Raw genomic sequence first — 21,767 nt, 5'->3', positions numbered from 1 at the left:
CTTGGACACGATCCGGTCACAATGAGCTGCCCCGCAAAGCGACATCAAATCGGGCATAGAGGACCGATTTAAGCCGTCTTGTTTGCGCTGCGTGTGACCTCGGGTAGGCGGCGACGCGGAGTCGGAAGGTTCGGCTCCGCTCTGTCCCCTGCCCCGAAAGGCCACCGTGACACAGCTCGTCGTCGAGCACGTAAGCAAGATCTTCGGCAGAAGGCCGAAGGAAGGAGTACGTCGGCTTCAGGAAGGCGCCGACCGCGAGAAACTGAGGGAGGAAGGGACGACCGCTGCGGTCGTCGACGCCTCCTTCACCGTGGAACCCGGCGAGATATTCGTCGTGATGGGCCTGTCGGGATCGGGCAAGTCCACCCTGCTGCGCATGCTGAACGGTCTGCTGGAGCCCACCTCGGGCAGGGTGCTGTTCGACGGGCGGGACCTCACGGCCCTGTCCGCGAAGGCCCTGCGCGACCTGCGCTCCCGCAGGATCAGCATGGTCTTCCAGCACTTCGCGCTCTTCCCGCACCGCAGCGTGCTGGAGAACGCCGCCTACGGCCTTGAGGTCCAGGGCCGCCCGCGCGAGGAGCGCGAGGCCAAGGCCGCCGAGGCGCTGGCGATGACCGGCCTCAGCGGCTGGGAGAAGTCCTGGCCCGACGAGCTGTCCGGCGGTATGCAGCAGCGCGTCGGCCTGGCCCGCGCGCTGGCCACCGACGCCGAACTGCTGCTGATGGACGAGTCGTTCTCCGCGCTGGACCCGCTGATCCGCCGCGACATGCAGGACCAGCTCCTCGAACTCCAGCAGCGGCTGCGCAAGACCATCGTCTTCATCACCCACGACCTGAACGAGGCCATGCGGCTCGGCGACCGTATCGCCGTCATGCGCGACGGCCGGATCGTCCAGATCGGCACCGCGCAGGACATCCTCACCGAACCGGCCGACGACTACGTGGCCAGCTTCGTGCAGGACGTCGACCGCTCCCGTGTGCTCACCGCCGCCTCGATCATGGAGGAACCGCGCGTGATGGTCAGCCCGGACGACGGGCCGCGCGCCGCGATGAGCGTCCTGCGCGACGACCACGCGTCCGCCGCCTTCGTCGTCGAGGGCGGGGCCGAGGGCGGTCGCAAGCTGGTCGGCACGGTCACCGAGGTCAGCTGCACGCAGGCTGACAACGATGGCACGGTGCGCGACCTCATGGACACCGACTGCGTGACGACCCAGGCCGACACCCCGCTGTCCGGCCTGCTCACGCCCGCCTCGCGGACGAAGCTGCCGCTGGCCGTCGTGGACGACGACGGGCGGCTCACCGGAGTGATCCCGCGCGTCGCGCTGCTCGCGGCGCTCGGCGACCACGAGGACGAGACCGCGCCCGAATCCGGGACCGTCGATTCCGCGCTCGAATCCGGCTCCGTCGATTCCGGCTCCGTCGAATCCGGGTCCTTCGAGGGGAAGGAGGCCGCCCGTGCCTAGGATTCACCTCGGTAACTGGGCGGAGGACGCCGTCAATTGGCTGACGGACCACCTCTCCTGGCTCTTCGACGCGATCAGCAGCGTCGTCAACCACATGTACGACGGCGTGGAATGGGTGCTCGGCGGCCCGCCGCCGCTGCTCATGGCGGCCATCCTCGCGGTGATCGCGCTGTGGATGCGCGGCCTCCCGGCGGGCGTACTCGCCTTCCTCGGCTTCGCGTTGATCGACTCCATCGCGCAGTGGGACGAGGCGATGCAGTCGCTGTCCCTGGTCGTCGTCTCCGGTGTCGTGGCCCTGCTGCTCGCGGTGCCGCTGGGCATCTGGGCGGCACGCAGCCGGACCGCGAGCATGGTCGTCCGGCCGGTGCTCGACGTCATGCAGACGCTGCCCGCCTTCGTGTACCTGATCCCGGCGATCATCTTCTTCAGCCTCGGCACGGTCCCGGCCGTCATCGCCTGCATCGTCTTCGCGATGCCGGTCGGCGTCCGGATGACCGAGCTGGGCATCCGGCAGGTGGACGAGGAACTGGTCGAGGCCGCCGACGCGTTCGGTACGTCGCCGGGCCGCACGCTGATGCGCGTGCAGTTGCCGCTGGCGCTGCCGACCATCATGGCGGGCGTCAACCAGGTCATCATGCTGACGCTGTCGATGGTCGTCATCGGCGGCATGGTCGGCGCCGAAGGGCTCGGCTCGACCGTCTTCGGCGCGATCAGCCAGGTCAACATCGGCCTCGGCTTCGAGGGCGGCATCGCGGTGGTCATCCTGGCCATCTACCTCGACCGGATCACCGGCGCGCTCGGCGACCAGGTCTCGCCGCTGGGCCGCCGCGCCCTCGCGCTGGCCCGCGCGAAGCTCCCGACGCGCGGCCTGAGCGTGCTGCGCTACCGCCCGCGCCCCGCCGTCGGCCTGTCCGCCGTCGTCGCGCTCGCCCTGATCGCCTGCGGCACCGGCATCTTCGGCGGCGACTCCGACGACGGCCCCGCGACGGCCGGTTCGGCGGACGTCGGCAAGGGCCGGACGGTCAAGATCGGCTCCTTCAACTGGGACGAGTCCATCGCGTCGGCCAACCTGTGGAAGGAAGTCCTGGACTCGCGCGGCTACAAGGCCCAGGTCAACACCTACGACCCCGGCGCCGCCTTCACCGGCCTGTCCACCGGCAACTTCGACTACCTCACCGACGCCTGGCTGCCCACCACGCACGCGTCCTACCTCCAGCAGTACGGCAAGGACTACGCCGACCTCGGCAAGTGGTACGACCAGACGTCCCTCGAGGTCTCCGTCCCGTCCTACGTCAAGGGCGTCTCGTCCATGGCCGATCTCAAGGGCCGGGGCAAGGAGTTCGGCGGCAAGATCATCGGCATCGAGCCGGGCGCGGGCGAGATGAAGCTGCTCAACTCCACGGTGCTCAAGGGCTACGGCCTCGACAGCGAGTACAAGGTCGTCAGCAGCTCCACCTCCGCCATGCTCGCCGAGCTGAAGCGGGACTACGCGCAGCACAAGCCGGTCGCCGTCGTCCTGTGGTCCCCGCACTGGGCCTACAGCACGTACGAGCTGACCAAGCTCGCCGACCCCAAGGGCCTGTGGGGCAAGGCTGACTCCATCCACAATCTGGCCAACAAGGGCCGGGCGGACAAGCTGCCGCAGGTCACCGCCTGGATGAAGGACTTCCACCTCACCGAGGAGCAGCTCAGCTCCCTGGAGGCCGACATCCAGTCCGCCGGCCAGGACAACACGGCGGCGGGCGTCAAGAAGTGGCTCGCGAAGAATCCGGGGATCGCCGACAAGATGGCGCCGGTGACCGCCACCGGCTGACCCCCCGTCAAGCCGGCGACGCGGAAGAGGGGTTCGCGGAATCCGTACCGCATCGCGCCCGGACAGCCGGGGGCGCTCCGGCCGGGCGCCGAGCCGGTCGACCGCGCGGACGGCCCGGCGGGACGACCGTACGGGTACTCCGCTGTCCACCGAACGGTGGACGGGGAGCCCGCGGGGTCGTCCCGCCGGGCCGTCAACACACCCTAGGGAAGCGCCAGATGGACGAACGCGCCGTCGTGGTGGATCAACGGCCGGGCGGGGGAGGGCGCGTGGGTGGCCTCGACGACCCGGCCGATGGCCAGGGCGTGGTCGCCGACCGGCACGAGCTGGACGAGGGAGACGATCAGCGCGGCGAGGACGTCGTCCAGCACGGGCAGGCCGCGCGGCCCCCGGTGCCAGGCGGTGGCCGCCCCGAATTTCGCGGCCCCGCCGTGGGCGAAGCGCCGGGCGGTGTCCTCCTGGCCCTCGGCGAGCAGGTGGACGGCGACATGGCGGGCGCTCTCCACGGCGGTGAAGGACGCCGCGTGCAGGCCGACGGTGAAGGAGACCAGCGGCGGGTCGAGGGAGACCGACGTCAGCGAGGTGGCGCAGAAGCCGACCGGCGGCCCGGCGTCCTCGCCCGCGGTGATGACGGCGACGCCCTTCGCGTGCTGCCGCATCACCGCCCGGTAGAGCCCGGGCCCCACACCGGCCTCCAACTCCGGTACGGAGGCGGGCGCCTCGGCGGACGCGGTCACGCCGCGCCCTCCCGGCCGCTCGGTACCGACTCCCGGCCGACCGTCGCGGACTCCCCGTCGCCGGGCACGAACTCCCGCATCCGCTCGGCGATCTCCTCCACGAAGGGCGACGCCTCGCCCTCCCCGTAGGCCGCCAGGTGGTCGCGCCAGTCGGCGAAGGCGCCGTCCGTCTCGCCGAGCGCGAGGCGTACGGCGCCGCGCCGGTAGAGCAGGTCGGGGTCCTCGTCGGCGAGCGCCGGGATCGCGATGTCCAGGTCGGCCAGGGCCCGTTCGTACGCGCCCAGGTCGTACAGCGCCAGCGCCCGGTTGCCGCGCAGCACCGGATCGTCGGCCAGCTCGATCGCGTGGTCCAGATCGTCCACGGCCTCCGGCAGCCGCCCGGCGGAGTACGACAGCACGGCCCGGTTGACCCAGGCGGCGACGAACGACGGGTCGGACTCCAGGGCGGCGGTGAAACTGGTGAAGGCCGCGTCGACCTGCTCGGACTCGGCCAGCAGAGTCCCCTGCGCGCACAGCAGGTTGGCGTTCTTGGAGTCCAGCGCGAGGCCCGCCTCGACGTCCGCCGTCGCCTGCTCGATCTCCCCGAGCGCCATGAGCAGGTCGGCCCGGTTGACGAGGGTGTCGACGTGGCCGGGGTCGAGGATCGCCGCGTAGTCCAGATCGCGCAGCGCGGCTTCCTCGTCGCCCAACTCCCGCAGCAGATCGGCCCGGTTGAAGTGCGCCTCGTGGAACGGCGGGCTGAGCCGGATCGCCTCGGCGTAGTCGGCGAGCGCCGCGTCGAACTGCCCGTTGGCGCGCCGCCCTCCGGCCCGCTCGAAGTAGTAGTCGCCGTAGTCGGGGTCGCGGCTGATCACCAGGTCGTAGTCGGCGAGCGAGCCCTCGTGGTCGCCGCGCGCGGCCAGGATCTGCGCGCGGTTGTAGCGCAGCACCGAGCGGTGCAGAAGCTGCTCGTCCGGGCCGAGATCCTCGTCCGTCATCGCGATGGCGTCGTTGACCAGCGCCAGCGCCGCGTCCAGGTCGGCGCGGTGCAGCTCGACCAGCGCCTTCGCGTTCCGCATGAAGGCGCCCACGAAGACCCGGCGGTGCGGGTCCGGGTTCCAGTCCGCGATGGCGATCGCGGTGTTGACCCACTCCAGCGCCCGCATCTCGTCGTGCATGCCCTTGGGCAGGTGGCGGGTGTAGAGCATCGCCATCATGTAGCAGCTATTCATGTGGATCTCGGGCTCGGTGCTGCCCGACCGCAGCTCGGCGAAGTACGAGAAGCCCTTCTCGCCGCGCCGCAGATACGACAGGCACGCGCCGATCTTGTTGGTGAGGTTCCAGTACGGCTTGGGCCGCGCGTCGCCGAACAGCGCCCGCCCGCGCTGCGAGATCTCCAGCGCCGCCTCGTAGAAGCCGCTGTCGAAGCAGGACTCGCAGGCGTCCACGAAGGCGGTGCCCGCCCCGGCCGCCGGGTCGGTGCCGTGCTCCAGGTGGTACAGGTGCGCGCCCAACGACACACCCGGCTCGGCGCGTTCGGCCAGCAGCTCCGCGCGGGCGCTGTGCCGGGCGGCCCGCTCGGCCGGGTCCAACGCCTCGTAGGCGGCGATCAGTCGCGGGTCCTTGCTGGTGCCGTCCGCGTCGATGAAGAGCTGCGCGAGATCGGCGCCCGCCAGGTGCTCGTCCAGGTGCTCGTCCGGCAGCTCGGCAGGCCGCTCGGCAGGCCGCTCGTCCGGGGTCCCGGCCGCTTCCGGCGCGGCCCGGTCGGCGTACGTGCGCAGCGCCTGCCCCAACTCGTCGTCGGCGAGACCGTCCGTCTCCACCACCAGCCGCAGGACGGCCGGGTCGCAGCGCCGCAGCAGGACGGAGACCAGCTCACGGTCGGTGGGGTCGGCGTCGTCCAGCTCACGGAAGCGGATCACCGTACCGCCGGGGCGGACGGTACGCGCCCAGTCCGTCAGCAGCTCGGCGACGCCGTGCGAGACGCGCAGCGTACGGGCGACGGAGTAGAAGCGGGTGCGCTCGGCGCGGCTGGCGAGCGCGGTCAGCGTCTGCGGCGCGATCGGCACCCGGGGTGCCAGGTCGGGTGCCAGCGAGATCACCTCGGTGGCCCGCGCGGCAATGAACTCGTCGTGCTCGCCCGCCAGTTCGGGGATCACCGCGCGCAGCAGGGCCCCGCCCCCGGTGTACGGGCCCCGCAGCCGGCGGTGACAGCGCACGTCGATGTCGGGCTCGGGCGCGGGCGGGAGGTCGCCGTACGTGACGGAACCGGCCGGGTCGGCGGGGTCGGCGGCGGTGCCGGTGGCGGCGACCCAGCAGTGCCGAGGCGGGGACGAGGTCATGAAGTGCTCCTTGTGGTCCTGGAGTTCCTGGGAGTTCCTGAGGTTCTTGGGGTTCATGCGAGCCGAGCGGGGCGAGCGAACAAAGCGGGGCGAGCGAGCAAAGCGGGGCGAGCGAACAAAGCGTGGTGAGCGAACAAAGCGGGGGAAGCGAGCCGAGCGCTCCAAGAGGAAAGGCGTGCTTTAAGCGACGCCTGCGATTTCCGGCTCCTGGCCGTTCGGGCCCTGCTCCTCTTCCCGTTCCGAATCCCCACGGGATTCCTTCGCGGCGCGCCGGTCCCGTACTGTCACGTAAAGCAGCAGCCCGAACTGTAGTGCGGTGAGGCCGACGAAGCTGATCGCGTCGAGAATCCCGCTGGTGGCCGTCCCGGAATCGCTGAAGCGGTTGTTGATCTGCGACCAGAAGTGCACGGTGGTCGGAATCCCCGCCCACAGCAGGCTGCCGAGCGAGAATCCGTAACCGACCACCAGCATCGGCGCGTACCAGCGCGCCATCCGCCGGTCGCGGTCGGACCATTCGGCGTCGGGGTCGGCCACCGGGGGCGGCCTGCGCGTCCAGCGGCGGAAGAGCGTACGCACCTGGAAGCGGGCGGCGTTCTGGAGGTCGGAGCAGCGCAGGGCGTTGGTGAGGACGTAGTAGAGGTCGGTCTCCAGGTAGAACATGAACTGCCAGAGCAGCCGCATCACACACGTGAAGGAGATCGCCAGCATCAGGGCGGAGATCCACGCGGGGCCGTGTCCGCGCAGCGCCACGGCCAGCAGCGTCAGGCCCGAGATCAGCACGGCGTCGGCCAGCATCCCGGCCACGAACGGCAGATAGCGCCGCTTGCGCTCCACGCTGAACAGCGAGTCCAGCCGGGTCTCGGCGACCAGGTAGTACAGCCGGCGGCTGATCGTGAGCGTGGACGGCAGCCCCAACCGCCGCCCGGACAGGGCGTGATAGCCCTCGTGCACGAGGATGCAGGGGATCTGAACGACCGTCAGGGCAATGGGGATCAGCGCGAGATGGTCGGTGAAGAACACGTCGTGGTACGAGGGCCGCAGCGACGAGTCCCTGATCATCCAGGCGGCGGCGGTCACCATCAGCGCGAGGTAGACCAGCCAGGCGGGCCAGGAGAACGTCCAGGCGCCGAGCCGCTGCCATCGCACCGGGCCGGCCGGCTCGTCCTCGCCGTCCCCGCGCAGGAACCCCAGATCGGCCAGGACGTCGAGGAAGTCGTCCACGTCCAGCGGCTCGCCGCAGGTCCGTTCGTACCAGGCGGCCACCTCGGCCACCGGCACCCCGGCCTCCAGCATCCGCAGCGCCTCAGCGCCCTCCTCGGGGAAGACGGCGTACGAGGCGGTGTCCGGACGGCCGACCATCACGCCGTCGTCCTCGGGGATCATCGTGAGCTTGTGCAGCAGGACCGCGCCGCCGCCGCCGTCCGGCGCGGTCGTGGTGCCGTCCGACGAGGTCACGGTCATGCGGGGTGCCTCTCTACGGGGAAGTCGGTGACCGGAGCCGGTCACCGGAGCCGGGGCCTGCGCGAAGTGGTCAACAGGGCCCGGCTCCGGCGGTGTTGCTAGAGGGCCGAGCAGCAGTAGTACGCGGAGCTGGTCAGGCGGATGGTGCCGGCCTTGCGGATCGACATCTTCTTCATGGGGTTTCCTCCTCCCGGTTCCGTCGAGCGGTCTTCGGCCGCGGCTGGCCGCCGGGCCGAACCGGGCCAACTATGCGGTGGTAAAGCGCTCGCGCACGTCTGCAACATGACGTAGGCGCGTATGTGGGAATTGACTAGATGTACTCGTCCACGACCGCCGGGTGACCCCTTTTCGGCGTATACCCGTGTACGGCCGGGGACTTCACGGATTTCTGTTTGCGACAGATACGAGACCGCCGCCGGGGCGCGGCGCGGGGAATCACGCCGGATTCCCGCCGCGTCCGGTGAGCGAACACCGTCCGCCACCAGGCACCAAACCTTCACGCGGCCTTTGCGGAACGCCCGTACCGGCCACGATGAAAATGGGCCGGTTTCGCTCCGCCCCCGATGGCAGCTTCTTCGCTTCGCCGTCGACACACCGCTGCCGCGTGCTCACACTGCGCACATGACCAAGTCAGCGCCCTTCGTCGGGCGGTACCCCGAGAAGCGCGCCGCCGTCGCCGCCTTCGACCGCGCGGCGGCCGGCCAGGCCCAACTCCTCCTCGTCACCGGCGAGGCGGGTCTCGGCAAGACCCGCCTCGTCCAAGAGCTCGCCACCCTCGTCACCACCGCCCCCCGCCACGCCCGCCTCCGCACCGGCGACTCCGTCCCCCTCACCGGCCCCACTCTCGCCTACGGCCCCTTCATCGCCGCCCTCCGCGACCTCTTCGCCTCCGGCGCGGCCCCCCACCCCGCCCCCGGTGCCGCTCCACACGAGCGCGAACCCTCGCCGGACGGCGGCGCGCGTTCGCCGGGGAGCTTCGGGGGTGCGGCCGGTCCGTCGGACGGCGGTCCGCTGGCGGACGGTGAAAGCGGTGGGCGCGGCCGTTCCGGCGCGGGGAGGGGGTCCGGCGATGCGGGGGGTGGCCCCGCGCCCGCAGTCGCGGGTGCTGCGCGCGGGCGCGGGGGCTTTGACGGGTGGGCTGAGACCGGGCCGGCTGGTGGACGGGGCGCGGCGTACGCGTTCGGTGGGGGGCGGCCGGCTACGCGGCAGCGGGTGTTCGAGCGGGTGCTGGGGGTGCTGGGGGAGATGTCGGCGCGTACGACGCTGGTGCTGGTGCTGGAGGACCTGCACTGGGCGGACGCGTCCACGCGCGATCTGCTGGCGTTTCTGGCGGTGCGGCTGAGACGACAGCCGGTGCTGATCGTGGCCACGGTGAGGGAGGAGGAGCTGACGGCGGACGCGCGGCGCTGGTTCGCGGAGCTGGGCCGATGTCCGAGGGTGACGCGGCTGCGGCTGAGCGGCTTGGCGGACGCGGAGGTCGCCGAGCTGGTGACCGCGCTGCTCCCGGCCGACGCGGACGCCGCCGACGTGGCGGCGGCCGTATCGGCGGCGGAGGGAAACCCGCTGTACGCACAGGAGTTGGCGCGGGCGGCCCGCCCCTGGCCGCCCGCGTCCATCGCGGAAGTGGTCCTCGCCCGCGTGAGCTGCGTGGACGCCGACGTCCGCGAGGTCATCGACCAGATATCCGTGACCGACGACGGCATGACACATGAACTCCTCGCCGCCACCGTCCCCTTACCCGAGCGAACGCTGCTGGCCGCCGTGCGCCGGGCCGTCGAGCAGCGCCTGCTCACCTCCACCGAGGACGGTTACGCCCTCCCGCACGGCCTGATCCGCCAGATCCTGTACGCCGACCTGCTCCCGGGCGAGCGCCGCCGCCTGCACCGCCGTTACGCGCACGCCCTCGCCGCCCGTACCGCCTCGGACCCCGCCCTCCTGGCCCGGCACTGGCACCTCGCCGACTGCCCCGCCCGCGCGGCCACTTCGGCCCTGACGGCCGCCCGCCTCGCCGTCAACGCCCGCGCGTACCCCGAGGCCCACCGCCTCTACGCCCTCGCCGTCACCCTCTCCGACCACCTCTCCGAGGCCGCCGCCACCTCTCTCTGGCCGGAGGCCGCCCGCGCGGCCAGCTACGCGGGCGAGCCCCAGTGCGCCACGGAGTACGTCACCCGCGCGCTGGCCCTGTCGGCGGGCGGCGGCCCGGCCACCCTCAACACACCACGCCACGGCCCGCGTTCGGCCGAGGCGTACCGCGCCGACGGAAGCCACGCGGCAGCCGCCGTACAAGGGCAGGCACAGGCACAGGCCCACGCAGAAGCGCAAGCACAGGCACACGCACAAGACCGCGCCCGCCTGCTCGAACGCCTCGGCGCCTACCGCCGCGAGGCCGGAGACCCCTGGGGCGCCATCGCCGCACTGGAAGAGGCGCAAGGGCTCCTGGCCACGGCGCCCGAGGCGACCGGCGCCCTCGAAGCCAGAGTCCTGGCGGCGGCGGCCGACATGCGCGTCCAGGTCGGCGACCCGGACGGCGCGCTGCCGCTGGCGCAACGGGCCTTACGGATGGCCGAGCGCATCGGCGCCCTCGCCGAGCACGCCCACGCCCTCACCACCCTCGGCATCGTCCGCGCCCAGCGCGGCGACCTGGAGGCGGGCCTCGAAGCCCTGTGCGCGGCACGCGACTTGGCCCGCCGTACGGACTCCGTCGAGGACGTCCTGCGCGCGGCCAGCAACCACATGTACCTGCTCTGTACGGGGGGCCGCTTCGCGGAGGCGCGCGAAGTGGCCCTGACCGGACGCCGCGCGGCCAGCGAACTCGGCGCGCCGCCCCCGCTCACCGCCGTCCTGGACTTCAACACGGCCGCGGTCCTCGTCGCCACCGGCCGCTGGCCGGAGGCCGACCAGCTCCTGGCCGAACTCGTCGGCCAGTCCACCGCCCACATCACCCGCTATCTGCACCTGCTCCAACTGGAGTTGGCCGTCGCCCGCGGCGACCGCCGCCGCACCGCGGAACTCACCGCCGTACTCGCCGAAGCCCCCGACGACCCCCGCCTGCTCGGCCCCTGCCACGCCTGCCAGGCCGAACAGGCGCTGGACGCGGGGGAGTTGGCGACAGCCGCCGACCACGTCCTGCACGGCCTGCGGGCCGTCGGCGGCGGCGCCCTCGCCGAGGAGGAGATCCGGCTGCTCGCCGACGGCGCCCGCCTCGCCGCCGAACTCGCCCTGCTGCCGGGCCCGGTACGCCCCCACGGCCTGCCCGCCGCCTGGGACGGCTCCGCCGTGACCTTCGCCGAACGCGCCGCCGCCATCGCCGCCCGCCACTGCGGCGAACCCGTCGTCGCCGCCTTCGGCGCCCTCGCCGCGGCCGAACACTCCCGCGCCGACGGCTCCGACGACCGGGCGACCTGGCGGCAGGTCGCCGACGCCTGGCGCGCCGCCGACCAGCCCTACCGCGAGGCGTACGCACGCCTGCGCGAGGCCGGGACCGCGATCCGCGCGGGCCGCCGCGAACAGGCGGGCCGCGCCCTGGCCGCCTGCCTGGGCCTGGCCGAACCCCTGTCCGCAGCACCGCTGTTGCGCCTCGCCCACGAACTGGCCACCCGCGGCCGTCTCACCCGGCCGCCCGACCCCACGACCCGGTCCGTCGCCGCCCAGGCCCGCCTCGACCTCACCGAACGCGAGGCCCAGGTCCTCGCCCTGCTCTCCCGCGGCGAGAGCAACCGCCAGATCGCCCGCTCCCTCTACATCAGCGACCGCACCGTCGCCGTCCACGTCTCCCACATCCTGGAGAAGCTCGGCGTCCGCAACCGCACCGAAGCCGCCCTGGTCTACGCGCGTACGGACCGCCCCCGCCCCGAGCCCGCCCCGTAACCAATCGCGCCCGGAACAAACACACCTTCGCTCGATCGAGTCAAAAACCGACGACATCGCTCCGCTTGCCGCATTTGCCAGAGGCATCACACCAAGATCGGCGGCGGGCCGCTGTCCGGCCCGAAGAAGCGAGCGAGCCGGGCCGGGTGCCGGGCTCCGTGTGAAGGGGATTTGCGTGATCTCGAAAGCCAAGAAGGTCATCGGCTCGATGACCATGGCGCTGGCCGCCGCCGCCGCGCTGACCGTCGCCGTGCCGAGCGGCCCCGCCTTCGCCATCGACCACGTCGAGTGCGTCGGCGGCGCGGACTACCTGAAGATCTACTCGCACCTCAACGGCCGTGACAGCGTGGACTGTTACGCGAATTCGGGCCGGACCGACTTCGGCGGCTGGTGGGTCGACCGGATCGTCACGGGCAACAACGACCTGATCTACTACGACGTCAACGGCGACTCGGTGCGGATCAACCGCTGGACCGACATCACGTTCCCGAACCGCCCTCCGCGGGTCAAGAGCATCCAGATCCTCTGAGCCCGCCAATCCGCGGGCCCGCGAGTCCGCAGTCCCGCGAGGGTACGAACCGGCGGCCGGGCGACGTACGGCGCCCGGCCGGGGTACCGGCTCCTCGGATCAGCCCGCGCGGACGCCGTCGAGGATCGCCAAGGCCCGCTCCACGGACTGGTCGACGCCCGCGTCGCTGTACATCGTGTCGACCATCACATGGTCGATGCCGGTACGTTCGCCCGCGGCCTTGATCACCGTCACCACCTGCTCCGTGGACGTGCCCGCCTCGATGTTGACGCGCAAGACCGCGTCGATGACGCGCGGATCGCGGCCCGCCGTCCGCGCCGCCTCGTCCACCCGTGCCCGCTGCCGGACGATGCCGTCGAAGTCCACGAAGCCCGGCACCACGCACACCGGCAGCCAGCCGTCGGCGCGTTCCCCGATCCGGCGCAGCGCCCGCCCCGAGCGCGCGCCCAGGTACACGGGCGGCCGGGGCCGCCGCGCGGGCTTCAGCGGCGCGTGGTGCAGCGGCACCGACAACCGCGCCCCGCTGTACCCGGCCGGGTCCTTCGTCCAGATCTCTTCGAGTACGTCCAGGGTCTCGTCCATCCTGGCGCCCCGCGTGGCGAAGTCCACGCCCGCGGCCTCGTACTCCTCCGGCGACCAGCCCACGCCGAACCCCGCGAGCAGGCGTCCCCCGCTGATCAGGTCAACGGTCGTGAGCGACCTGGCCAGTTGGACCGGCGGATACAGCGGCGCCACCAGTACGTGGCTGCCGAGCAGGACGCGCTCGGTGGCGCTCGCGGCCACGCCGAGCAGGACGAACGGATCGGCCGCCGCGTTCAACTCCGGCGGAATCGTGCTCCCGCCGCCGTACCCGACGCTCGGATCGACGGCGGCCAGATTCCGGTCGCCCACCCACAGGCTGGCTCCGCCCGCCGACTCGATCCCGCGCGCGAACTCGGCGGCCCGCGCGACCTCGAAAGCCTGCTTGTTGAACTGCGGCAGTGCGAATCCGACCTTCATGGCCTCCTCCTACCCCGCCAGCCTCAGAGTTGGCTCGCAAAGCTCAGGAAGTCCGCCCACTGGGCGGGGGAGAAGGCGAGTTGGGGCCCTTCCTTGTCCTTCGAGTCCCGCACGTGGACGGTGCTCGGGCAGGCCGAGACCTCTACGCAGTTGTCGCCCTCAGATCCGCTGTAGCTGGACTTGTGCCAGGTGGCGGCCACCTCAATGCAATTGTCACCCTGAGCACTGCTGTAACTGCTCTTGAACCAGGCCAGATCGGACGTGCTCATAGCGCTCCTCGCATTCGCTCCAGCAGGCCCCGCGAGTCATCGGGCGTCAGAGCCTGCGAGCGCAGTTTTGCATACCGCTGCTGGAGCTCGCTGATCTCTTTCAGGTCTCCGATGAGGCGGCCGTTCTTCTGCCCCTCGGAGTAGGCGTACCAGCGGTTCTTCGGCGTCTCCAGGAGAGCGAGCGGTCCGTCCAGGCCAGCGTGGACGGGCCGTTGGAGCGGCATGATCTGCAACACGATGTTCCAGTGCGTCGCGACGACGTCCAGCAGATGGTCGAGCAATTCCCGCGTGACGTCCTCGCCGCCGGTATGCCTTTCGAGAACGGCCTGTTCGAGGATGAAGCTGAACGCGCATGGCCGATCGCGGTGGGTGGACAGCAGGGCCTGCCGCTTGAGCCGCGCTGTGACGCGCTCAGTGATGGCCTTCTCGCTGACCAGCGGCGGGACGCTCTCGACGACAGCGCGCGCGTATGCCGCCGTCTGCAACAACCCAGGAACGATGCGGCAGTCGTATGTGTCGAGGCTGATCGCCGTCTTCTCCAGGCGCGCCCACTGGTGGAACCAGGCCGCGAGGCCGGGCTGCCGCCCGACATGGTCGAGCGCCTTGCGTAAAGCTCCGGTGTTGCCGAGAACCGGTTCGGCGCGGTCCACGAAGTCGGCGTCGGGCATGCGTCGCCCCTGCTCGATCGAGGCGATCGTGTGTTTGGAGAAGCGCACCTGGTCGCCGAACTCCTCGCGGCTGAGACGCGCGTGTTCCCGGAGCGCCTGGACAAACGCACCGAAGGTGCGCAAGCTGTCCGACGTCTCGGGCTCACTGCCGAACGTCCCCGTACCGTTGTCTCCCGCACCGTCCATGCCATCGGCCATCCTTGGCCACCTCCCGCGCGCCCGCCCGTTTGACCACATCGAGTCGGACAATGCTCACAGGGGGTGACGGGTACTGTCTACGTTTGGTGCGCGTACGCTGGCGCAGCGTACGCGGCGGGACCCTGGTGGGAGGGGCGGGGCCGGGGTCACATTGGGCGGTATGACAGCACCAACGATGCACGAACTCCCCGTGACCGAACGTGAGTTCAGCCAGCGGTTCAGCGCCACGCGGCGCGGGGCCCGGCTGGCGCGGCACGCGGCGTCGAACGAGCTCCACCTGTGGGGTGTCGCGCACGGCACCGAACTGGCCGAGACGGCCGCCCTGTTGGTGGCCGAGCTGGCGACCAACGCCGCCACCCACGGCCGCGTGGCCGGGCGCGACTTCGAACTCCGTATCCGCCTCACGGCGACCCTGCTCCGTATCGACGTCTCCGACGCCCGCGGGGAACGCCGTCCCCCGGACCCCGGCCAGCTCCGTCCCGCCTCCCCGCTCTCCGACTCCGGCCGGGGGCTCCTCCTGGTCGAAGCCCTCGCCACCCGCTGGTCGGTCCTCCCCCGCGACCCCGTCGGCAAGACGCTCCGCGCCGAACTCGACCTCCCCCTTCCCCTGGAAGCGGCCCCGTAGCGAGAGCGTGCCAAAGTGGGCGTTATGACGGCTGACGCAACAGACGTAACAGCGGATGAGGTCGAGGAGTTGTCGGCGGACGCGCTGCGCTGGCTGCTCGGGAACGCGCGGGAGGGCGAGGACGGCGGGCTCGCCTGGACCACCACGCCCTCGGACGACGAGCCGAACGCCTCGCTCTACAGCGGTACGGCCGGTGTGATCCCCCTACTCCTCGAAGCGCGGCGGCACTTCGGGGACGACCGGTACGGCGACGCGGCCGTGCGCGCCGCCCGCAGTGTGGCCGCCGCTGTCGACGGCTGGGACGGCAGCTCGCTGTACTTCGGCCTGACCGGCATGGCGTTCGCGCTGCGGGCCGTCCACGACGAACTCGGCGCCCCGGAGGCCGCGGCAGGCGCCGCGCGGGCCCTGGACCTGGTGCGCTCCCGTTTCGACGGGACGCGCTGGGGCGTGCTGTTCGAACTGCTCGGCGGCAACGCCGGTATCGGCCTGGGCGCGTTGGCGATGGGCGACGCCGACCTGGCCGTGCTCGCCGTGGAGCCGTATCTGCGGACGGCCGAGGAGACCCCGGCGGGTGTCCACTGGGAGGTGCGCACCGACGCGGCCCCGCGCCTGCACCACATCTCGCACGGCACGCTCGGCATCGTGTACGCGCTGGCCCGCGTCGGCTCGGCGACCGGCCGCACCGACCTGGTCGAGCTGGCGCGGGCGGGCGCCGCCGACGTCGTGGCGCGCGACGAGGACGGGCCGGACGGTTTCCTCGTACCCCACTCCGACCCGCAGGACCGGCCCGAACTCATCGAGCGCTACAGCTACGGCTGGTGTCACGGACCGGCCGGTGACGCCCAGGTCTTCCGGCTGCTCCGGGACGTCCTCGACGAGCCCGCCGCATGGCAGGCGCTCGCCGACCGCTGCTGGCACACCGTGACCCACTCCGGCCTGCCCCGCCGCCTGCGGCCCCGCTTCTGGGACAACAACGGCCGCTGCTGCGGCACCGCGGGCGTCCTCGCCCTCGCCTGCGACCGGCTGGCGGAACAGGGCGACCCCCCGGACTTCGCCCGACTCCTCGCCGCCGACCTCTCCTCCCGCGCCACCCGCGACCGCGACGGCGCCCGCTGGTCCAACATCGAGCACCGCGCCACCCCCAGCACCCTCGAACCCCACCCCGGCTGGGCCATGGGCACCGCCGGCATCGTCCGCGAACTCCTCCGCTTCACCCGCCTCACCCGCCCCCGCCCCGCCGCCACCTCCGCCTACGCCCTCCCCTGGCCCGACCACCACCCCACCACCCCGGCCCGCTGAGGCGGGGGTTATGTCGGGGGGTGGAAGCCGCCGGTCAGTGGTTCGAGCAGTTCGGCCAGGCGCAGCGGGGTGCGGTCCTCGAACATCGGGCCGACGAGCTGGACGCCCACCGGCAGGCCCTCGGGGGACCGGCCCGCCGGGATGGCGGTGGCGGGCAGGCCGGGCATGGTGGGCAGACCGGCCCAGACGAGCTGGTCGAAGTACGGGTACCCGGCGCCGTCGATGTCGATCCGGCGTCGCCTCGGGTCGGGGCCGTGGTCGTGCGGGAAGGCGGGGGTGGGCGTGATCGGGCAGACCACGGCGTCGAATTCGGCGAAGAACCGCCGCCAGCCGTGCCGGTGGAGCTCGCGGCGGCCGTTCGCGCCGAGCCAGTCGCGGTGGCTCAACACCATGGCGCGCAGCCGCGTCGCCTCCAGACTCTGGTCGTCCGGGCTCAAGTCGGCGGCGAGGGCCCGCAGTTGCTCCTGGGCCTCGACCGGGAAGTGCGCGGTGGAACTCGACATCAGGAGCTGTGTGTAGACCACCGCGGCTTCGGCCAGATCGGGCAGCAGCGGGCTGTGCCGTTCGACGCGGGCGCCGCCGTCGGCCAGGGCGTCGGCCACCCGGCCCACGGCCGCCCGTACCGCGGCCCCGGTCGGAATGTGCGGGTGCTGGTCGAGGACCAGGACCCGGAAGGCGCCGAGCCGCTCGTGGCGCGCGGGCGGCAGCCTCACCTCGTACGCCACACCGGACGTCAGCGGGTCGGGTCCTGCCATGACGTCGAGCAGGAGCGTGAGGTCGCGCGCGGAGCGCGCCATCGGGCCGACGACGGCGAGGTCGAGGTCGACCGGCAGCGCCGGTGCGGGCGGCTGGGCCATGCCGCGGTTCGCTGCCAGCCCGAGCGTCGGCTTGTGCGCGTAGATCCCGCAGAAATGCGCGGGGGTGCGCAGCGAACCGGCGATGTCCGAGCCGATGGACAGCGCGCCGAAGCCGGACGCGAGGGCCGCCGCCGATCCGCCGGAGGAGCCACCCGACGTGCGGCCGTGGTCCCACGGGTTGTTGGTGGTGCCGTAGATCTCGTTGAAGCTCTGGATGTCCTGGAGCCCGACCGGCACATTGGTCTTGCCGAGCACCACCGCGCCCGCGGCCCTGAGCCGCGACACCTGCACCGCGTCCTCGGCCGGCAGGTGGTTCCGGTGCTGCGGCATGCCCCAGGTCGTGGGGAGCCCGGCCACGTCGTACGACTCCTTGACCGTCACGGGAATGCCGAGCAGCGGCCGGTCCTCGCCGCGGGCCCGCGCCGCGTCGGCCTCCCGCGCGGCGGCCCGCGCACGGTCGAAGTCCGGCACACAGATCGCGTTGACCGCCTCGTCGTCCCGCTCGATACGGGCTATCGCCTCGTCGGTCAGTTCCGCCGAGGTCACGTCACCGGCGCGCAGGGCGGCACGGAGTTCTTCCGCCGTCTGAAAGCTTCTGTCCATGCCAGGGACCGTACGGGCGGTCGGCTGGAGCCACGAAATGTCGATTCGGGCAAGGGAAAGCCGCCCCGATCTCCGGGGTCCGGGGGCCACTTCGCGGCTGACCCCGGCGCGCCCGGAGCCGTAGCCTCCGCAATTGTCGCAGCGCTGTTATATTAGCGCTGTGACAACTTCTGATCCCACCGCGCTCCCCGACCCCTGGCACACCCTGCACGAGCTGCTGGCGGCCATGGACGCCGAGATCGAGCAGCTCTACGTCGAGCGCGGCATCACGGGCGTACGGCCCCGGTTCGCGTATCCGCTGATCCGGCTCGCGCACACCGGCCCGCTGACCATCCGCGAGCTGGCGAAGTCCCTGAACCGCTCGCACTCCGCGATCAGCCAGACCGTCGCCGCCATGCGCAAGGAGGACCTGGTCACCTCGGAGCCCGGCCCCGACGCCCGCACCCGGCGGATCGACCTGACCGAACGCGGCCGGTCGCTCGTACCGTTCCTGGAGGCGGAGTGGCGCGCCACCCACGAGACCGTCGCCGAACTGGACGCCGAGGTGCCGTACGCCATGACCGCCGTCGTCGAGGAGGTGCGGCGCGCGCTGGAACACCGGTCGATGCGCCAGCGCATCCTCAACCGCCTTGTCGAGCCGCCGAAGTGAGCGGACGGATACGCGTCCGGTTCCTCGACACCCGTCCGCTGCGCGGCAGTCAGCCCTTCCGCGACCTGTGGATCGGCACGTCCGTCTCCCAACTCGGCGGCCAGATAGGCAATGTGGCCGTCCTCGCCCAGGTCTGGGACCTCACCGGCAGCCCGGTCGGCACCGGCGCGATCGGGCTCGCCACCGGGTTGCCGATGCTGCTCTTCGGGCTGCTCGGCGGCGCGTTGGCCGACACCGTCGACCGCCGCGCGCTCGTACGCGCCACCACCACGGGCCAACTCCTGGTCGCCGCCGCCCTGTGCGCCCAGGCCCTGGCCCACAACAGGAACGTCCTGCTCCTGCTCGCCCTCGTCGCCCTGGCCACCGTCTTCAGCGCGCTCGGCGCTCCCGCCCGGCGCACCTTTCCCGTCCGGCTGCTGCCCGGCGACCAGGTCGCGGCCGGTCTCGCCCTCACCAACGTCTCCTTCCAGGCCACGATGCTGGCCGGGCCCGCCGCGGCCGGACTGATCATCGCCCGCTGGGATTTCCCCGCCGCGTACGGGATTCAGGCCGTGGCCATGGCGGTCTCGATGCTCGCGGTGATTCGCCTCCCGGCGATGCGGCCGGAGGGGGGTGAGGGGACGGCGTCCGAGAGGGGCGGTGGCTGGCGTCGGCGCGCGAAGGGCGGTGGGATTGGGCGCGCGCTCGGGAAGGGCGGCGGGCGGCGGCGTGCCGAGCGCGGCGGGTGGCGGATCGTCCTGCGCCGACCCACCCTCTGGGGCTCGATGGCCACCGACCTGGCCGCGACGCTCCTCGCCATGCCCGTGGCGCTCTTCCCCCTCGTCAACGAGATCCGCTTCGGCGGCAACCCGCGGACCCTCGGCCTGTTCCTCTCGGCCGTCGCGGTCGGGGGCATCACGGCCGGTCTGCTCTCCGGCACGGTGACCCGCTGGCGGCGCGGCGGCCTCGTACAGCTCTCCGCCGCCGTGGTCTGGGGCCTGGCGCTGGCCGGGTTCGGGCTGGCGGGGCCTTTGTGGCTGGCGCTCGGCTGCCTGGCCGCGGCGGGGGCCGCCGACACCGTGTCCGTCGTCACGCGCAGCGCCCTGGTCCAGTGGGAGACGCCGGACGCGTACCGGGGGCGGGTCTCCTCCGTGGAGCACGTGATCGGTGTCGCGGGGCCCGAACTCGGCAATTTCCGGGGCGGTCTGCTGGCCTCGGCCACCTCCGCCCCGTTCTCCCTGGTCCTCGGCGGGGTGTCCGCCGTCCTGGCGGTGCTGGCCGTGGCCGCGACGAACGCGCCGCTCCGGGCGTACCGCACGCCGTCCCACGGCGGTGCGGACACCGACGCCGGGCCGGTCCCGGACGCCGACCTGGCGGTGGCCTCCGGCCAGGTCCCGTGAATTCTCCGAATTCGATCCGGCCGCCGTGTCGATCCGCTCCCGCGCCGTTCGACCTTGGGGGTGAGAGGGTCGGAAAACGGCCCCCGGAGCGCGTCAGCGCTGAACGCACGGAACAGAACAGAGTGGAGACAGCCGTCATGGCGAAGTACATGCTGATCATGCGTGGTACGGACGAGTCCGTCGCGAAGATGATGGAGACCCCGTTCGACGAGATGCTGGAGACGGTCGGCCGGTTCAACGAAGAGCTGATCCGGGCCGGGGTCCTGGTGGCGGCGGAGGGGCTCGACGACCCGGGCCAGGGGGTCGTGGTCGACTTCAGCGGTGAGGCGCCGGTGGTCACCGACGGCCCGTACGGCGAGACGAAGGAGCTGTTCGGCGGCTTCTACCTGATCGACGTGGCCTCGAAGGAGGAAGCGGTCGAGTGGGCGAAGCGGCTGCCCGCCGTCGCGGGTTCGAAGTGCGAGGTGCGCCGGGTGCCGAGCATCGAGGAGTTCCCGCAGGACAACGAGTGGATCACCAAGGAGCGGGCGTGGCGCGAGCGGACGGGCCAGATCTGAGCGGGCCGGATCTGAGCGGACCGGTTCCTGACGGGGTGGCTCGGGGCGGGTCGGTTCCGGGCGGGTCGGCTCCCGGCGGGTCGGCTCCCCGCAGTACGGAGGCCGCGCGCCGCGCCGTCGAGGCCGTCTGGCGGATCGAGTCGGCCCGCGTCGTCGCGGCCCTGGCCCGTTACACCGGGGACTTCGAACTGGCCGAGGACGTGGCGCAGGAGGCCCTGGCCGAGGCGCTGGTCGGCTGGTCACGCGACGGCACACCGGCGAACCCGGTGGGCTGGCTGCTCGCGACCGGGCGGCGGCGGGCGATCGACGCCTTCCGCCGCCGCTCGGCGCTGGACCAGCGGTACGCGCTGCTCGCGGGGGAGGCGGCCGAGGACGCGGGTACGGGCGTCGCCACGGGAAGGGCCGCGGGCCCGGATACGGGTGTGGGCTCGGCGGCCGACGCCGACCTGCCCTGGGACCCGGACCGTATCGACGACGACATCCTGGCCCTGATGTTCATCTCCTGCCATCCGGTCCTCTCGCCCGAGGCCCGCGTGGCCCTGACCCTGCGCGCGGTGGGCGGCCTGGCCAGCGAGGAGATCGCGCGCGCCTTCCTGGTGCCGGTGCCGACCGTCCAGGCGCGGATCACCCGTGCGAAACGTACGATCGCCGCCGCCGAGGTCCCGTTCGCCCTGCCCCCGGCCGAGGAACGGCGGGAACGGCTCGGCGGCGTCCTCAGCGTGCTCTACGTCATCTTCACCGAGGGGTCGACCGCGACGTCCGGCGACGACCTCCTCCGCCCCGACCTGGCCTACGAGGCGATCCGGCTCACCCGCGTACTGGCCGCCCTGCTGCCGCGCGAGCCCGAGGTGCACGGTCTGCTCGCCCTCTGCGAACTGACCGCCGCCCGCTTCCCCGCCCGCACCGGCCCCGACGGCGAGGCCGTACTCCTGGAGGACCAGAACCGGCGCCTGTGGGACCGCTCGGCGATCCGCCGTGGCCGGGCGGCTCTCGAACGCGCCTCCACCGTCGGGCGCGGCCTGGGCCCGTACGGCCTCCAGGCGGCCATCGCGGCCTGCCACGCCTCCGCGCCCTCCGTCGCCGCGACCGACTGGGAACGGATCGTCGTGCTCTACGAAGCCCTCGGCCGTATCGCCCCCTCGCCGGTCGTGGACCTCAACCGCGCGGTCGCCGTCGCGATGGCCCACGGGCCGCAGCCCGCCCTCGACCTCGTCGACGAACTCGCCGCCGCCGGTCACCTCTCCCACTCCCATCTCCTCCCCACCGTGCGCGGTGAACTCCTCGCCCGCCTCGGCCGCACCGCCGAAGCCCGCGCCGCACTCCAGCTCGCCGCCCGCCACTGCCCCAACACCCGCGAACGCGCCTTGCTGCTCCGCAAGGCCGATGCCCTGCCGATGCCGTGACCCCGTCCGGGCGTCAGCGGCGCGTCGGTGGCGGTGGCGGTGCTTCGGTGGCGGTGGCGGTGGCGGTGGCG

At 72.4% G+C, this 21,767-nt stretch carries 17 protein-coding genes; 10 read left to right on the top strand and 7 right to left on the bottom strand.

Annotation, left to right across the window (positions count from 1 at the left end; translation table 11 throughout):
- Positions 1 to 166 precede the first annotated feature (166 nt).
- Entirely contained in the window at positions 167 to 1,462 is a 1,296-nt protein-coding gene (locus tag ACFY9V_RS22580; protein ID WP_391162546.1) for a betaine/proline/choline family ABC transporter ATP-binding protein, read from the top strand.
- Entirely contained in the window at positions 1,455 to 3,275 is a 1,821-nt protein-coding gene (locus ACFY9V_RS22575) for a glycine betaine ABC transporter substrate-binding protein (RefSeq protein WP_391162545.1), read from the top strand. Before ACFY9V_RS22580 ends, ACFY9V_RS22575 begins: the two co-directional genes overlap by 8 nt.
- A gap of 203 nt (positions 3,276 to 3,478) precedes the next feature.
- Here ACFY9V_RS22575 and ACFY9V_RS22570 read toward each other — a convergent pair whose 3' ends face one another.
- The 3 genes from ACFY9V_RS22570 to ACFY9V_RS22560 all read right to left on the bottom strand — a co-directional run bounded on the left by ACFY9V_RS22570 (position 3,479) and on the right by ACFY9V_RS22560 (position 7,794).
- Positions 3,479 to 3,934, bottom strand: coding sequence for a flavin reductase family protein (locus tag ACFY9V_RS22570; protein ID WP_355336440.1), 456 nt, complete (start codon positions 3,932 to 3,934; stop codon positions 3,479 to 3,481).
- 74 nt (positions 3,935 to 4,008) lie between these two features.
- Positions 4,009 to 6,390: a tetratricopeptide repeat protein gene (locus ACFY9V_RS22565; protein WP_391162544.1), complete on the bottom strand. Its 2,382-nt coding sequence runs from the start codon at positions 6,388 to 6,390 to the stop codon at positions 4,009 to 4,011.
- Between the two features lie 123 nt (positions 6,391 to 6,513).
- Positions 6,514 to 7,794: a hypothetical protein gene (locus ACFY9V_RS22560; RefSeq protein WP_391042920.1), complete on the bottom strand. Its 1,281-nt coding sequence runs from the start codon at positions 7,792 to 7,794 to the stop codon at positions 6,514 to 6,516.
- A 621-nt stretch (positions 7,795 to 8,415) separates the two neighbouring features.
- Here ACFY9V_RS22560 and ACFY9V_RS22555 point away from each other — a divergent pair.
- Together ACFY9V_RS22555 and ACFY9V_RS22550 are read left to right on the top strand one after the other, a co-directional pair.
- Positions 8,416 to 11,661, top strand: a complete 3,246-nt coding sequence (locus ACFY9V_RS22555; protein WP_391162543.1) for an AAA family ATPase — start codon at positions 8,416 to 8,418, stop codon at positions 11,659 to 11,661.
- A gap of 175 nt (positions 11,662 to 11,836) precedes the next feature.
- Positions 11,837 to 12,190: a beta/gamma crystallin domain-containing protein gene (locus ACFY9V_RS22550; RefSeq protein WP_355336359.1), complete on the top strand. Its 354-nt coding sequence runs from the start codon at positions 11,837 to 11,839 to the stop codon at positions 12,188 to 12,190.
- A 99-nt stretch (positions 12,191 to 12,289) separates the two neighbouring features.
- On the opposite strand, the gene ACFY9V_RS22545 is transcribed toward ACFY9V_RS22550, so the two are convergent.
- The 3 genes from ACFY9V_RS22545 to ACFY9V_RS22535 are packed head-to-tail and all read right to left on the bottom strand — an operon-like array spanning position 12,290 to position 14,324.
- Positions 12,290 to 13,189 (bottom strand): TIGR03619 family F420-dependent LLM class oxidoreductase, encoded by a 900-nt coding sequence (locus tag ACFY9V_RS22545; protein WP_391162541.1) that lies wholly within the window; start codon positions 13,187 to 13,189, stop codon positions 12,290 to 12,292.
- Positions 13,190 to 13,212: 23 nt separating this feature from the next.
- Positions 13,213 to 13,458 carry a DUF397 domain-containing protein gene (locus ACFY9V_RS22540; protein WP_391042926.1) on the bottom strand — a complete coding sequence of 82 codons (246 nt, stop codon included), beginning with the start codon at positions 13,456 to 13,458 and terminating at the stop codon, positions 13,213 to 13,215.
- On the bottom strand, positions 13,455 to 14,324 hold the full coding sequence (locus ACFY9V_RS22535) for a Scr1 family TA system antitoxin-like transcriptional regulator (RefSeq protein ID WP_391042927.1): 870 nt from the start codon (positions 14,322 to 14,324) through the stop codon (positions 13,455 to 13,457). The genes ACFY9V_RS22540 and ACFY9V_RS22535 overlap by 4 nt, the downstream gene beginning before the upstream one ends.
- Before the next feature lie 160 nt (positions 14,325 to 14,484).
- Here ACFY9V_RS22535 and ACFY9V_RS22530 point away from each other — a divergent pair, with 160 nt between their 5' ends.
- Positions 14,485 to 14,949: an ATP-binding protein gene (locus tag ACFY9V_RS22530; RefSeq protein ID WP_355336365.1), complete on the top strand. Its 465-nt coding sequence runs from the start codon at positions 14,485 to 14,487 to the stop codon at positions 14,947 to 14,949.
- 24 nt (positions 14,950 to 14,973) lie between these two features.
- Positions 14,974 to 16,248 carry a lanthionine synthetase LanC family protein gene (locus ACFY9V_RS22525; RefSeq protein WP_355336367.1) on the top strand — a complete coding sequence of 425 codons (1,275 nt, stop codon included), beginning with the start codon at positions 14,974 to 14,976 and terminating at the stop codon, positions 16,246 to 16,248.
- 8 nt (positions 16,249 to 16,256) lie between these two features.
- Here the strand turns inward: ACFY9V_RS22525 and ACFY9V_RS22520 are convergent, their stop codons facing one another.
- Complete coding sequence (locus tag ACFY9V_RS22520; protein WP_391162540.1) at positions 16,257 to 17,708, bottom strand: amidase; 1,452 nt, start codon at positions 17,706 to 17,708, stop codon at positions 16,257 to 16,259.
- A 160-nt stretch (positions 17,709 to 17,868) separates the two neighbouring features.
- On the opposite strand from ACFY9V_RS22520, the gene ACFY9V_RS22515 reads away from it, so the two are divergent.
- The 4 genes from ACFY9V_RS22515 to ACFY9V_RS22500 all read left to right on the top strand — a co-directional run bounded on the left by ACFY9V_RS22515 (position 17,869) and on the right by ACFY9V_RS22500 (position 21,696).
- Complete coding sequence (locus ACFY9V_RS22515; protein WP_355336369.1) at positions 17,869 to 18,357, top strand: MarR family transcriptional regulator; 489 nt, start codon at positions 17,869 to 17,871, stop codon at positions 18,355 to 18,357.
- Positions 18,354 to 19,736 (top strand): MFS transporter, encoded by a 1,383-nt coding sequence (locus ACFY9V_RS22510; RefSeq protein ID WP_391162539.1) that lies wholly within the window; start codon positions 18,354 to 18,356, stop codon positions 19,734 to 19,736. The genes ACFY9V_RS22515 and ACFY9V_RS22510 overlap by 4 nt, the downstream gene beginning before the upstream one ends.
- Before the next feature lie 137 nt (positions 19,737 to 19,873).
- Positions 19,874 to 20,293: a YciI family protein gene (locus tag ACFY9V_RS22505; protein ID WP_188285869.1), complete on the top strand. Its 420-nt coding sequence runs from the start codon at positions 19,874 to 19,876 to the stop codon at positions 20,291 to 20,293.
- Entirely contained in the window at positions 20,266 to 21,696 is a 1,431-nt protein-coding gene (locus ACFY9V_RS22500) for a DUF6596 domain-containing protein (protein WP_391162537.1), read from the top strand. The genes ACFY9V_RS22505 and ACFY9V_RS22500 overlap by 28 nt, the downstream gene beginning before the upstream one ends.
- Positions 21,697 to 21,767: the final 71 nt, after the last annotated feature.

It is taken from the genome of Streptomyces sp. NPDC008317 (genome assembly GCF_042955955.1).
In the GTDB taxonomy this organism is placed as follows: domain Bacteria; phylum Actinomycetota; class Actinomycetes; order Streptomycetales; family Streptomycetaceae; genus Actinacidiphila.
Note: the sequence above shows the minus strand (reverse complement) of the source record. Positions and strands in the feature narration are given on the sequence as shown.